The sequence below is a fragment of the Cohnella phaseoli genome, assembly GCF_003386235.1.
Lineage (GTDB): Bacteria > Bacillota > Bacilli > Paenibacillales > Paenibacillaceae > Cohnella > Cohnella phaseoli.
This window is the reverse complement of sequence record NZ_QRDZ01000016.1, coordinates 32560-45251: the sequence shown is the minus strand read 5'-3', so window position 1 is coordinate 45251 and position 12692 is coordinate 32560. Positions and strand designations below refer to the sequence as shown.

The window sequence follows — 12692 nt, the reverse complement described above, 5'->3', positions numbered from 1 at the left end:
TAACAGCGGGGGGATTAAGAAATGAAAAAAGTCGCGTACGGGTCTTTAATGCTCTTGCTTAGCTTTATACTGATCTTGTCGGCATGCGGCGGCAACAACAAGGACAACGGCGGTGCGCCAAGCGGCAATAGCACGGAGAGCAGCAAGCCTTCCGGCAAAGAAGACGATGGGCCGGTTGAAGAGCTGACCGTTGCGTTTCCCATCGTATCTCCCGATCTCGCGGGATTAGAGCTTGTTGAGCAAGAGATGAACAAAATCACCGAATCCAAGATCAAGGTTCGCGTCAAATTCATGGCGATTAACGCCGGCGAGTGGCTGCAACGGACAAACCTGATTTTCAGCTCGAATGAGAAATTGGATCTGACCTATGTACACGGCTCCATGTACAGCAATATGGTAGCCAAAGGTATGCTCAGTCCGCTTGATGATCTTATTGGCGAGTATGGCAGCGGAATTACGGCTGCGCTGGAACCGAAATACCTGAACGCGTCGAAAATCGGCGGCAAGACTTACAGTATTCCGTCCGTTCGTGACTTGGCGGGAAGCTACGGTTACACCATTCGCAAAGATCTGGTAGATAAGTACAATATCGACCTGAGTGCCATCAAGACATTGGATGATGTAGCCAACGTCCTGCAATTGATCAAAGAAAAAGAGCCGGACAGGGTTCCGATTGCAACAGGCGGAACTCAATCCTTCCGTGACGTATACAAATTTTACGATGAGCTCGGCGACAATATGGGCGTTCTTCCGCATTATGACAACGACCTGAAGGTTGTGAACCTATTCGAGACTCAGGAATACGCAGATTTCGTCAAGAGAATCCGCGAGTGGTACAAAGCGGGATATATTCTGAGCGATGCGGCTACGAACAAATTGAGCTTGACCGAGCTGATGAGTTCGGGGAAAGTGGCCTCCTATTTAGGAATGCAAAAGCCGGGATTCGATGCCCAAGAAACGAAAAGTAACGGAGTAGAGGTCGTTTCCGCGGAATTAAATCCTCCGTACAGCACAACTTCGAACATTACGGTGGCGATGTGGGGAATTCCGGTCCATTCGAAGCTTCCCGAGAAAGCGATGAAGCTCCTGAACCTGATGTACGAAGACGCCGACGTCGTGAACCTGTTCACCTGGGGTGTTGAAGGTACGCACTATGTGAAGGTACAGGACAACATCATCAAGTATCCGGATGGCAAAGATGCGACCTCCGTAGGCTTTAACAGCTTGCAATGGATGTTCGGCAATCAGTTCAAGGCTTATGTGTTGGAAAATAACGATCCGGAAATTTGGAGCAAAGTGAAAGAATTTAATGAATCGGCGAAGCCTTCCAAAGCGCTTGGTTTCATCTTCGACGGCTCCAATGTGAAGACGGAATACGCGGCAGTCTCCAATGTCATCAATGAATATAAGTTATCACTTGAGACAGGCAGCGTCGATCCGGATAAAATTCTTCCGCAATTCAACGCCAAGCTGAAAGCTGCCGGAATCGATAAGATTGTAGCCGAGAAGCAGAAGCAGTTGGACGAGTGGGCGAAGGCCAACGGTGTACAGTAAATCTTCATGAAGATAAGCGCCCGATCAGTCGCGGATTGGTCGGGCTTATTATTACGCAACTGTTCAGCGGGGGGAACGAGATGAGTACAGCAATGAAACGAAGAAGAATCAATCTCCGTCGATTTATCCCTCTTTACATCATGACGCTGCCCGGACTTGCTTATTTGTTGATTAACAACTATATGCCGATGTTCGGCCTCTCCATTGCGTTCAAGGATATCAATTACGCAAAAGGGATTTGGGGCAGCGACTGGGTCGGATTTAAAAATTTTAATTACCTGTTTGCGACAAGCGACGCGTACATCATTACGCGCAATACGATTTTGTATAACGCAGTGTTCATCCTTCTCGGGCTTAGCTTTGCGATTCTGATCGCCATTTTGCTGAATGAAATCCGCAGCCGGTTTTCGCAGCGTTTCTATCAGAGCGCCATTATATTGCCTCATATGATTTCCATCATTCTTGTCAGTTATCTGGTGTATGCATTGTTGGGCCCGGCAACGGGATTCGTGAACAAGACCATTCTGCCCGCACTTGGAGTCGAACCAATTTCCTGGTACCTGGAATCCAAGTATTGGCCTTATATTTTGACGATAGTGCATATTTGGAAAGGTGCCGGGTACTCGTGTATCGTCTTCCTGGCGGCGATTATCGGCATTGATCGGGAGTACTACGAGGCGGCCGCGCTAGACGGCGCGTCCAAATGGCAGCAAATTCGTAAAATTACGATTCCGATGATCACGCCGATCATTACCATGCTCACCTTGCTTGCGATCGGTCGTATTTTCTATTCCGACTTCGGTTTGTTCTATCAGATTCCGATGAACTCCGGCGCGATTTACGATACGACCAACGTCATCGACACCTATGTATTCCGCGGACTTATGCAGCTCGGCGATATCGGAATGTCCGCAGCGGCAGGGTTCTACCAATCCATTGTCGGCTTCGTCCTGGTCATTGCTTCGAACTACATCGTCCGTAAAATCGACAGAGACAACGCACTGTTCTGATAGGTGGTTCTAAAAGGAGGGAAAATCACATGGCAAATCAACACCGCGGCTGGCAGATTGCGTCTCATCTTGTGCTCGGATTATTTTCGCTAGCCTGCATCCTTCCGTTTGTCCTGCTGTTTACGTCCTCTATTACGGATGACAAGGCGATTGTAAGGGACGGCTACTCCTTCTTCCCGTCAGAGTTCAGCTTTGGGGCATACGAATATTTGTGGAAAAACTCGGATACTATTGTCCATGCTTACGGCATTACCATCCTGATTACGGTTGTCGGCACGGTAACAAGTCTTGTTATCACGTCCTTGCTGGCTTACCCGTTGTCTCGCAAAGATTTGCCGGGCGGCAAGGTGCTGGCCTTTATCGTATTTTTTACCTTGCTGTTCAACGGCGGTTTGGTGCCAACCTACATGGTCTATACGAAAGTATTCGAGCTTCAAAATACGCTTTGGGCGCAATTGATTCCTTGGCTGCTGATGAACGGGTTTAACGTGCTGTTAATGCGCGCTTTCTTCACCAATACGATTCCGACGGCGGTTATTGAATCTGCGAGCATAGATGGGGCGAGTGAATTCAAAATCTATTATCGGATCATTCTGCAGCTGTCGCTGCCGATTCTTGCGACGATCGGCTTATTCCAGGCGCTTGCTTTCTGGAACGACTGGAACAACGGTCTGATCTTTATCAACGACCCGGATCTGCTAAATTTGCAAAACGTGTTAAATCGCATTATGAGCAACATTGAGTTCTTATCCATGAATAGCAGTATGGGCGGCACCGACGCTTTGGCGATGCTGCCTAAAGAAACGTTCCGCATGGCGATCGCGGTCGTAGGAATCGTTCCGATTCTGCTCGCCTATCCCTTTTTCCAGAAATATTTTGTTAAAGGTTTGATGATTGGCGCCGTAAAAGGCTGATGCAGTGAGGAGTGGAGGGACAGCCATGTTGGGCTTGTGGCATACGGTTGTAGCAACACCTTTAATGAAGCTGAAAATCCAATTCAAAGTGACGAAGAAAGCGAGTTACTCGCTGGATATTGCGACAGAACCGCTGGCTATTCCGATTCAGATCGATTCGCTTACTGTGGAAGGCAACCGGCTCCGCGGTCTTGCGAAAGCGTTCTGGAGACCGGGCGAGGATATCGTGGTCGACCTTGCGTACGACGAAGACCGCCTCTACGGAGAGCTGCGAATGCCTGGACTTGGAAGCTTGCCGATCGAGGCGGCTAGGGGCCGAGGGCCCGCTTTATCGGAATCGCTGGCTGAGCAAGTGAAGCCTTACCGGAAGGATGGCGTTGCAAAGCGATCCAACGAGGAAATTCGGGAAGCGGTGGAGACTCTGCTGAATCGGATGTCGCTCGAGGAGAAGATCGGTCAGATGTTCCAGGTTCCCGCATCGAATTTCTCGTTCGGCAATGCGGTAGAGACGGATCCGCCGGAGAAGCTGATCGCCGAGGGCAGAGCGGGTTCGGTGCTGGGCGCGTTCGATGTCAGTCGGGTATTCGAGTTGCAGAAGATTGCGGTGGAAGAGTCCCCGCATCGTATCCCGTTGTTGTTTAATGCGGATATCATTCACGGAGCGCAGACGATCTTCCCGATTCCGTTGGCCTGGTCTTGCAGTTGGGATATGGATGCCATCAAGGAAGCTTGCGCGATTGCCGCGAAAGAGGCGAGCGCTTCGGGAACGGTGTACAACCATGGACCGATGATCGACGTGAGCAGAGATCCGCGCTGGGGGCGGGTGTCCGAAGGAGCGGGCGAAGACCCATACTTGGGCGGGCTGATTGCCAAAGCCCAAGTCGATGGCTTCCAAGGGGATTCCTTACTGGAACCGGAAACGATCGTGGCTTGTCTGAAGCACTTTATCGGTTATGGCGCAGCGGAAGGCGGGCGCGATTACAATACTGTCGATATTTCGGAAGCAACATTGCGCAATGTGTACTTGCCGCCGTTCCAGGCGGGTTTGCAGGCCGGAGCGGGTTCGGTCATGAATGCGTTCAATATTTATCAAGGCGTGCCGGTGGCGGCGAGCAAAGCGTTGATGAAGGATTTGCTGCGCGACGAGCTTGGCTTCGACGGCATTTTGATTTCGGATTACGGTGCAGTGGACGAAATTGTCGTTCACGGTCTGGTGGAAGACGTGAAGGAAGCTGCGAAGCTGGCGGTCGACGCGACGATGGATATCGAGATGGCGACGCGCTCGTTCGAGCACTTGCCGCAGCTTGTGCGAGAAGGGAAAATCTCGGAGGCGCAGATTAACGATGCGGCTCGTCGCATTTTGACGCTGAAGTATCGGCTTGGGTTGATGGATGATCCGTTCCGCTATGTTCGCCCGGAGAAGGAAACGGAATATCATTTTCACGAGGAGCACTTGAAGGCCAGTCGCGAGCTTGCGCAGAAGTCGATTGTGCTGTTGAAAAATGACGGCGTATTGCCTATGGCGGACTATGGTGACGGCAACGGGAACAGCAATAAGAACGGCAATGGCAGTGGCGGCAGGGTGGCACTGATTGGCCCGTTCGCGGACAGTCGGGATTTGCTCGGCCCGTGGCAGTTTTCGAGGTTCGGTCATGAAACGGCGACTTTATATGAAGGCTTGCGCGATAAGGGCATTTCGGAAGAGCGGCTGCTGTATGCCAAAGGCTGCGGAGTCAATACGACGATAGAAGGCGGAATTGCCGAGGCGTTGGAGCAGGCCAAGCAGGCAGACGTTGTCCTGCTGGCGCTTGGGGAGAGCAGCGACATGTCCGGGGAAGCGGCTTCGCGGATGAGCATTGAATTGCCGGAAGCGCAGATGCGGCTCGCGAAAGCGGTGGTCGCGCTGGGAAAATCGGTTGTGCTGGTGCTGACGAACGGCCGCCCGCTGGTGCTCGATTGGTTTGAGCGGAACGTGAACGCGATTGTGGAAACGTGGTTCCTTGGCTCTCAGGCCGGACATGCGATTGCCGACGTACTTGTGGGGGATTACAACCCTTCCGGCAAGCTGACGATGAGCTTCCCTGCGCATACCGGGCAAATTCCGGTGTATTATAACCATTTTCGCACGGGAAGACCGCTTACGGAAGCTAACCGACAGCAGAAATATATCTCGCAATATTTGGACGGCCCGAATGAACCGCTGTATCCTTTCGGGTATGGCCTTAGCTACACCCGGTTCGAGTATTCGGATCTGAAGCTGGATCGCAATCGGCTGGCGGCGGGCGAGGAGCTGCGGGTGTCGATCACGGTGAGCAATGCGGGTTCGGAGGATGGAGAAGAAGTTGTGCAGCTGTATATCCAAGATTGCCATGGCAGCATAGTACGCCCAGTGAAGGAGCTAAAAGGGTTCAGTAAGCTTCGTCTGGCCAAGGGTGAGAATAAAGAAGTAGAGTTCCGGATTGTTGCCGAGGATTTAACTTTCTGGATGCCGGGAGTCGGATATACAGCGGAGCCGGGTAAGTTCGTCGTTTTTGTCGGCCCCAATAGCAGGGATGTGCAATCGGCTGAGTTTTCGTTCGGTTGAATATAAGCGAAATGAGAGGAGCAATTCGGAATGAACAAACAACGGGATATTCAAAATTTGATTGCACAAATGACGTTGGAGGAGAAAGCGAGTCTTTGCACAGGGCGCGACGTATGGCATACCCAAGCCGTCGAGAGGCTGGGCATCCCCTCTATGATGGTAACCGACGGACCGCACGGTTTGCGTAAGCAAGTCGAGAATGCCGACCATCTGGGATTGTTCAACAGCGTACCGTCCACCTGCTTTCCATCTGCCGTAGGCATTGCCAGCTCGTGGAATCGGGAGTTGATTGTACAGATGGGGGAGGCGCTCGGCAAGGAATGCCAGGCGGAGAATGTGGGCGTGCTGCTCGGTCCGGGAGCTAATATCAAGAGATCGCCGTTATGCGGCCGCAACTTTGAGTATTTTTCCGAGGATCCGTTTCTCTCTTCTGAAATGGCTACCCACCATATCAAGGGTGTACAAAGCCAGGGCGTAGGGACGTCGCTTAAGCATTTCGCGGCGAACAACCAAGAGTTTCGCCGGATGAGCGCCGACTCCGTCGTGGATGAGCGGACGCTGCGCGAAATTTATTTGGCCAGCTTCGAGGGTGCGGTGAAGAACGCGCAGCCATGGACGGTAATGTGCGCGTACAACAAAGTCAACGGCGGGTATGCGGCGCAAAACGAATGGCTGTTGACCGATGTGCTGAAGAAGGAATGGGGTCATGAAGGCTTTGTCGTGTCGGACTGGGGCGCGGTCGTTGATCGGGTAAAAAGCCTTGCTGCCGGCTTGGAGCTTGAAATGCCGCGCGAAGGCGAAGGCATTAAGCAGATCGTCGAGGCGGTTCGAAGCGGGCAGCTTGCGGAAGAGAAGCTCGACGCAGCCTTGGAGCGGTTGCTCACGATTGTATTCAGAGCCGTCGATCATCACAAGCCTGGCGCGACTTACGATCGGGATGCGCATCATCGGCTTGCCCGCGAGATCGCGGCTGAAAGCATGGTGCTGCTGAAGAATGAGAACGACGTATTGCCGCTTCAACGAGGGGGCAAAATTGCCGTCATCGGCGAGCTGGCGAAAACGCCGCGTTATCAAGGAAGCGGAAGCTCGCAGATCAACCCGACCAAGCTGGACGATATCGTGGAAGAGCTGACTGCATCGGCAGGAGAAGGCGTACAGGTTGTTTATGCGCAAGGTTACGGGCTGAAAACGGATGATAGCAGCACGGAGTTGACCGAAGAAGCGCTGCGTGCGGCGAAGGAAGCGTCTGTCGCGGTCGTGTTCGCCGGATTGCCGAAGCGGTACGAATCCGAAGGCTATGATCGGAAGCATATGCGCATGCCTGCCAATCAGGTTGCGTTGATTGAAGCGGTTGCGGCTGTGCAGCCGAATCTGATCGTAGTGCTCTGCAACGGCTCTCCGATCGAGATGCCGTGGCTGGACAAAGCTCAGGGCGTACTCGAAGCTTATCTCGGCGGTCAGGCGCTTGGCGGAGCCATCGCTGACCTCCTGTTCGGCGACGCCAACCCTTCCGGCAAGCTGGCGGAAACGTTCCCGGTTCAATTGAGCGACAATCCGACTTATCTCGACTACCCGTGCAAAGGCGACCGGGTGGAGTACAAAGAAGGTCTGTTCGTAGGCTATCGTTATTACGACAAGAAACAGTTGCGGCCTCTATTCCCATTCGGTCACGGTATCAGCTACACCACCTTCTCCTATTCCAATTTGTCTGTGGATAAGAAAGAGTTTACGGACTTGGATACGTTGAAAGTAACCGTTCAGGTGAAAAACGCGGGCGAGCGCGCAGGCAAGGAAATCGTGCAGCTATATGTCCGCGATGTGGAAAGCAGCGTACTTCGCCCGCTGAAGGAGCTGAAAGGCTTCGACAAGGTTTCTCTGGCGCCTGGAGAGGAGAAAACCGTTTCCTTCACGCTCAACAAGCGCAGCTTTGCTTATTACGAGGTCGAGGAGAAGGATTGGATCGTCGAAACTGGACAGTTTGAGATTTTGATCGGGCGCTCCTCGCAGGATATTGCGCTGTCGGAGACAGTGACGATTCGCTCGACGTCTGAGCGCAAGGTTGTATTTGACCGCGACTCGACGTTGGCTGATTTGCTGCAATCGGAGAAAGGCATCGCCTTTACGCAAAAGCTTAGCGAGCTGCTTCCGTTCGGCAATGTGGTCGACGAAGAAAGCAAGGCTATGCTGGAAGGGTTCAAAGAGAGCTTCCCGCTGCGCTCGCTGTCTCAGTTCAGCGGCGGCAAATTTGGGGAGAAGGAATTGGCGGAGCTGCTGGCGCATCTGAATAGCTGATTATATAGGTTGGACACCAAAGAGATTGCCCATTACATTGCGAAAGGGATGGCTTTGCCGGCTTCAGACAGGTTGTTTTGAGTTGCTTGGATCGATAGGATCTTCATAGGTATGCAACTCAAAGCCAAAACTCGCGGCAAAACCATTCCCTTTCTCCATTCCATTGGGTCGTTTCTTCGAAGCTGGTGGTTCAACCCATATCGTTTTTGCCAAAGGGGGATGTTGAATGGCTGAGTGTGTGGGCTTGTATCCGAAACCGCGCAGCTTTAAGCTGCTGGGAGGCTCTTCGGCGGTGTCTCCGAATTTGAAGCTGCGTGCAAGCGGAGCGGAGGCGCAGCAACTCATTGCGAATGTAAAAGTCGAGCAACGTTGCCGTAGCGCGATCAAGGGCTGCCACTTAGAAGAAATATCTTCTGCGGAGACTACAGTCGAGATTGAATTGTTGCCGGATCTGCACCCGCAAGGATATGTTCTGGAATGGAGCGGCGAGGGACTCAAGATCGGCGCCGGCACCGAGGTCGGCATGCACTATGCATTGATTGCTTTGGAGCAGCTAGCCAAGCAGAAGCGGGCGCAATCGGAGTCGGAGTGGGAGCATTTCCGGATTGAGGATGAGCCGGAGTTTCCGGTTCGGGGTTTCATGCTCGACATCGGCCGCAACAAAATCCCGCAGATGGACACGTTGTACGCGCTGATCGACAGACTGTCCGAGCTGAAGTACAACCATCTTCAGCTTTATATGGAAGGCTTCTGCTTCGATTATGCCAAGTACAAAGACTCTTTTCCCGAAGCTACGCCTCTCACGGCCGCGGAATTCCGGGAGCTGGACGCTTATGCTCGCAGCCGGTACATCGAATTGACGCCTAATCAAAACTGTCTCGGCCATATGGGACCTTGGCTGGTTAAACCGGAGTTCCGCGACCTGGCCGAGCATCCGGACGGTATGGAGCCGCCGCTTCCGCTCCCGTTTAAGCTGCCGCCGACGACGATGAATCCGGTGGACGACCGCTCCGCCGCATTGGCGAAGGACCTGTTCGACGAATTGCTGCCGAACTTCTCGTCCGAGTACGTCAACCTCAACATGGACGAGCCGTTCGGGCTGGGGACGGGCCGGAGCAAGGAGCGGGCCGACGAGATCGGCGTCGGGGAGCTATACTTCGACTATGCGGAGCAAATGTTCGAGGTCGCTCGCAGCCACGGCAAAAAGGCGATGATGTGGGGCGATGTGCTGGCGCACCATCCTCAGGTGATTCGGCGTGTGCCGTCCGACGTGACCGTGCTTCATTGGAACTACGACGCTCCCGTTCCCTATGAGCCTCATTGCCGCAAGCTTCAGGAGAGCGGGGTCCGCTACTACGTATGTCCTGGCACCAGCTCCTGGTCTTCGATTGCCGGGCGGACCGACAATATGCTGGCCAACATCGCCGATGCGGCAAGGAGCGGCCAAGCCTACGGAGCGGAAGGATTAATCGTGGCCGACTGGGGCGACGGCGGACATTGGCAGGTTTCGGCTGTCAGCTATCCCGCTATTGCCTATGCGGCTGGCGTAAGTTGGCAGGTAGAGGCGAATGCGGATCAGATGGCGCTTCTGGAGAAGTATGTCTCATCGCAGATGCTGAAGGACCGCAGCGGCATCGGGGGACGTTTGCTGATGGAGCTGGGCCGGTATGGCCATCTGGAACGCAGTACAGTGGAAAATGGAACCTACACCGCCTATCTGCTCGGCCGAGGTCTGTCCGATCGAGCGACTTTGGAGCGGGATACCGCAATCCGTACGGAAGTGCTGAAGCTGATCGGCGGCAGCGGCACGCCGTTTCAAGTCGATTATCGCTACGAGGAGATGGAAGTTTGGTTGAGAGAGCGAGAGGAGGAACTGGAGCGTCTCGATCTTCAGGGGCCGGATGCCGATCTGGTGCGGGACGAGTTGCGCAATACTTTGCGGCTGATCGAGCAGGGCGCCGGTCTTCATCGGTACATTTTCCGTCAGGACCTGGAAGGGGCAGCGGCTGAAAGCGAATGGCTGGAGCGGCTTCAGAAGCAGCTGGAGACGGCGCTCTCCGAATTTAAGCGGCTATGGCTGGCGCGCAACCGCGAGGGCGGCTTGTCCGCTAGCACGGCGGCGTTCGCCAAGCTTCTTGCGCAGTATGAAGAGGCGTTGCAAGCGTAAATGAGGAGGAGCCCTCGCTCGGGATGAGCGGGGGCTTTTTTTCTGTACACTACGGCTGATCAACGCGCAACAGTCTGCCAGACCGTTAATAGTGCTAAAAACAAGTAAACGATTGAATGTTCCGAAGATCAAAGCCGGAAAACATCCAAAACAATCCGTTCCAACGGAATCCGGAGACGGACGTGCGTCCGACGAATACCGGATAGAACCAGAAGCCGGGCCCGTTGCGAGGCCAAATATAGGTTTGGCGGAACAAGCATCCGGAGATGGCGCCCGGATCTATTGCAAGCGTTGAGGCGAGAGGCTGCTGAGGAATCGTCTGAGGCGGCGGAGCCGTCGGAGGCTGCAAGCCGCTTTGCGGTCCGAGTGGAGGCATAAGGGCCAACTTGATTACTCCTTTCTTGTTCGGGACGGGGCGTCCTACAATAGCGAAATCGTAAGCAGATTAAAAAGAACGAGCGGAAGCACGAAGTTGGCATAAGGATTAGGCGGGGGCGGCCCCGGGAAAAAGGCGCGGGCGCAGCCTTCATTCGACAGAGTCAAATAAAGAACCCCGTTGTGGCAATGGCGGATGTATCCCTCGAACACATCGCCGTCCATCGTCTCGATCACGACCAGCCGATTGGCGTGTTGATCGCATAGCTGATGGAGCTGCTCTCTCACCGAACGCAGAGTTCGATGAATATGGGAGCCGCATTGATAGATCGGTTTTAGCTGAGGCTGAACCTGACTGGGCGAACTCATAGTAACGACCTCCGTATGTGGTGCATGATGCATTCTATGCGGATGCCTATTAGGGGGTTACCAAGAGAGGAGTTGACACTCGATCGAACAAATACTACACTGTGTAGTATGAGGTGAGCCGGATGATGCAGATTAAGAGGCTAAACATGAACGGCGAGGGGCTGACCCGTTTTTTCGGCCCGCTGGAAGCGAAAATTATGGATATTCTCTGGTCCTCCGAGGGGCTGACAATCAAGGAGGTGCAGTCTCTGCTCAACCAGGAAAGCCCGATCTCGGTCAACGCGGTGATGACGGTGATGAACCGGCTGCTGGACAAAGGGCACTTGGCCAAGTCGAAGTCGGGAGCCGGCCGGACGCAGGCGGCGAAATTCCGCACGCTGCAATCCAGAGAGCAGTTCCTGTCGGAGCAGACGAAGGAAGTGTCGCAGGGACTGATTCAGGAATATGGAAGTCTCGTCGTGAATCACATGATAGACGCTTTGGACGAGGTGGATCCGGAAGTGATCGCCAAGCTGGAGCGTAAGCTGCAGCAGTTAAAGGATGATCGCCGCAAATGAGCAATCCCGCCGTTAAGCTCCGAAGTATGCTGGCGCTTCTATTTGCTTTTCTGATCGTTGTCGTCGTACAGATGGGAGTATTTATCGTCGAGCAAGTGGGAGAGAAATCGCTGCCCGATGCCTTCCTGCTATTCGCGTTGGCCGATGTGGCAATCGGATACGCGGGGGTCAGAATCGTGTGGCGCTGCCTGAAGCAGGCGTACCTATCTCGCAAATGGCTAAAGCACTTTCGGGCCAACAGGCACGCCAAGCTGTCGAAGCGGCTTAACGCCAAATATCGCGACTGGGGAACGGAGATTCTCGTTGTCCGCGACGACGCTTTCGTTGCGCTGACGCTCGGTATGCTGCGCCCGAAAATCGTGCTGTCTACAGCGCTGTTTGAGATGTTCGACGACAAGGAGCTGGAAGCGGTCCTGCTGCACGAAAGGTATCATTGCCGCAACCACGACGGACCGAAAATGTTCCTTTCCGCGCTGCTTGCGGACGCCTTCGGCTACTGGCCGCTTATCCACCCGATTCTTCGTTACTATCGGACCTGGAAAGAGCTGTTCGCGGATCGTTACGCCATACGGGAGATGGGGACGGAACTATATTTGGGCAGCGTCCTGCTGAAGCTGTCCAAGCTCGGCCATCCGAGCCGCAACGAGGCTGGCGTTCATTTCGCGGATGCGGCAATGAACTATCGGATGATGCAGGTGCTGGAGCCCGACAGGCCGGTGAAGGTGCCGACGGCGCTGCTCAGACCGCTGCTGGCGTCGTGTTCGCTGTTGCTTCTGTTGATGCTGGGCGGGGATTCTTGATCCCCATTTTTTTTAGCCAATCATACTACATATTGTAGTTTAATGAAACGAATAGAGAGGATGAACAGAA

General features: G+C 53.8%; 9 protein-coding genes and 1 pseudogene. 8 read left to right on the top strand and 2 right to left on the bottom strand.

Annotation, left to right across the window (positions count from 1 at the left end):
- The first annotated feature begins 21 nt into the window (after positions 1 to 21).
- The 6 genes from DFP98_RS19790 (at position 22) to DFP98_RS19765 (ending at position 10521) form a co-directional block, all read left to right on the top strand.
- Positions 22 to 1554 (top strand): ABC transporter substrate-binding protein, encoded by a 1533-nt coding sequence (locus DFP98_RS19790; RefSeq protein ID WP_116062340.1) that lies wholly within the window; start codon positions 22 to 24, stop codon positions 1552 to 1554.
- Positions 1555 to 1634: 80 nt separating this feature from the next.
- On the top strand, positions 1635 to 2564 hold the full coding sequence (locus DFP98_RS19785) for an ABC transporter permease (RefSeq protein ID WP_116062339.1): 930 nt from the start codon (positions 1635 to 1637) through the stop codon (positions 2562 to 2564).
- Between the two features lie 29 nt (positions 2565 to 2593).
- Positions 2594 to 3478, top strand: coding sequence for a carbohydrate ABC transporter permease (locus DFP98_RS19780; protein WP_116062338.1), 885 nt, complete (start codon positions 2594 to 2596; stop codon positions 3476 to 3478).
- A 25-nt stretch (positions 3479 to 3503) separates the two neighbouring features.
- Positions 3504 to 6062: a glycoside hydrolase family 3 N-terminal domain-containing protein gene (locus DFP98_RS19775; protein WP_116062337.1), complete on the top strand. Its 2559-nt coding sequence runs from the start codon at positions 3504 to 3506 to the stop codon at positions 6060 to 6062.
- A gap of 30 nt (positions 6063 to 6092) precedes the next feature.
- Positions 6093 to 8354: a beta-glucosidase family protein gene (locus tag DFP98_RS19770; protein WP_116062336.1), complete on the top strand. Its 2262-nt coding sequence runs from the start codon at positions 6093 to 6095 to the stop codon at positions 8352 to 8354.
- A gap of 226 nt (positions 8355 to 8580) precedes the next feature.
- Positions 8581 to 10521: a beta-N-acetylhexosaminidase gene (locus tag DFP98_RS19765; RefSeq protein ID WP_116062335.1), complete on the top strand. Its 1941-nt coding sequence runs from the start codon at positions 8581 to 8583 to the stop codon at positions 10519 to 10521.
- Positions 10522 to 10615: 94 nt separating this feature from the next.
- On the opposite strand, the pseudogene DFP98_RS19760 reads toward DFP98_RS19765, so the two are convergent.
- Both DFP98_RS19760 and DFP98_RS19755 read right to left on the bottom strand, forming a co-directional pair.
- Positions 10616 to 10870 (bottom strand): annotated as a pseudogene (locus tag DFP98_RS19760) (transporter); the annotation flags it as partial.
- 71 nt (positions 10871 to 10941) lie between these two features.
- Complete coding sequence (locus DFP98_RS19755; RefSeq protein WP_116062333.1) at positions 10942 to 11265, bottom strand: hypothetical protein; 324 nt, start codon at positions 11263 to 11265, stop codon at positions 10942 to 10944.
- A gap of 125 nt (positions 11266 to 11390) precedes the next feature.
- Here DFP98_RS19755 and DFP98_RS19750 point away from each other — a divergent pair, with 125 nt between their 5' ends.
- Together DFP98_RS19750 and DFP98_RS19745 are read left to right on the top strand one after the other, a co-directional pair.
- Positions 11391 to 11822, top strand: coding sequence for a BlaI/MecI/CopY family transcriptional regulator (locus tag DFP98_RS19750; RefSeq protein ID WP_116062447.1), 432 nt, complete (start codon positions 11391 to 11393; stop codon positions 11820 to 11822).
- Positions 11819 to 12622 (top strand): M56 family metallopeptidase, encoded by an 804-nt coding sequence (locus DFP98_RS19745; RefSeq protein ID WP_116062332.1) that lies wholly within the window; start codon positions 11819 to 11821, stop codon positions 12620 to 12622. The genes DFP98_RS19750 and DFP98_RS19745 overlap by 4 nt, the downstream gene beginning before the upstream one ends.
- Positions 12623 to 12692 lie beyond the last annotated feature (70 nt).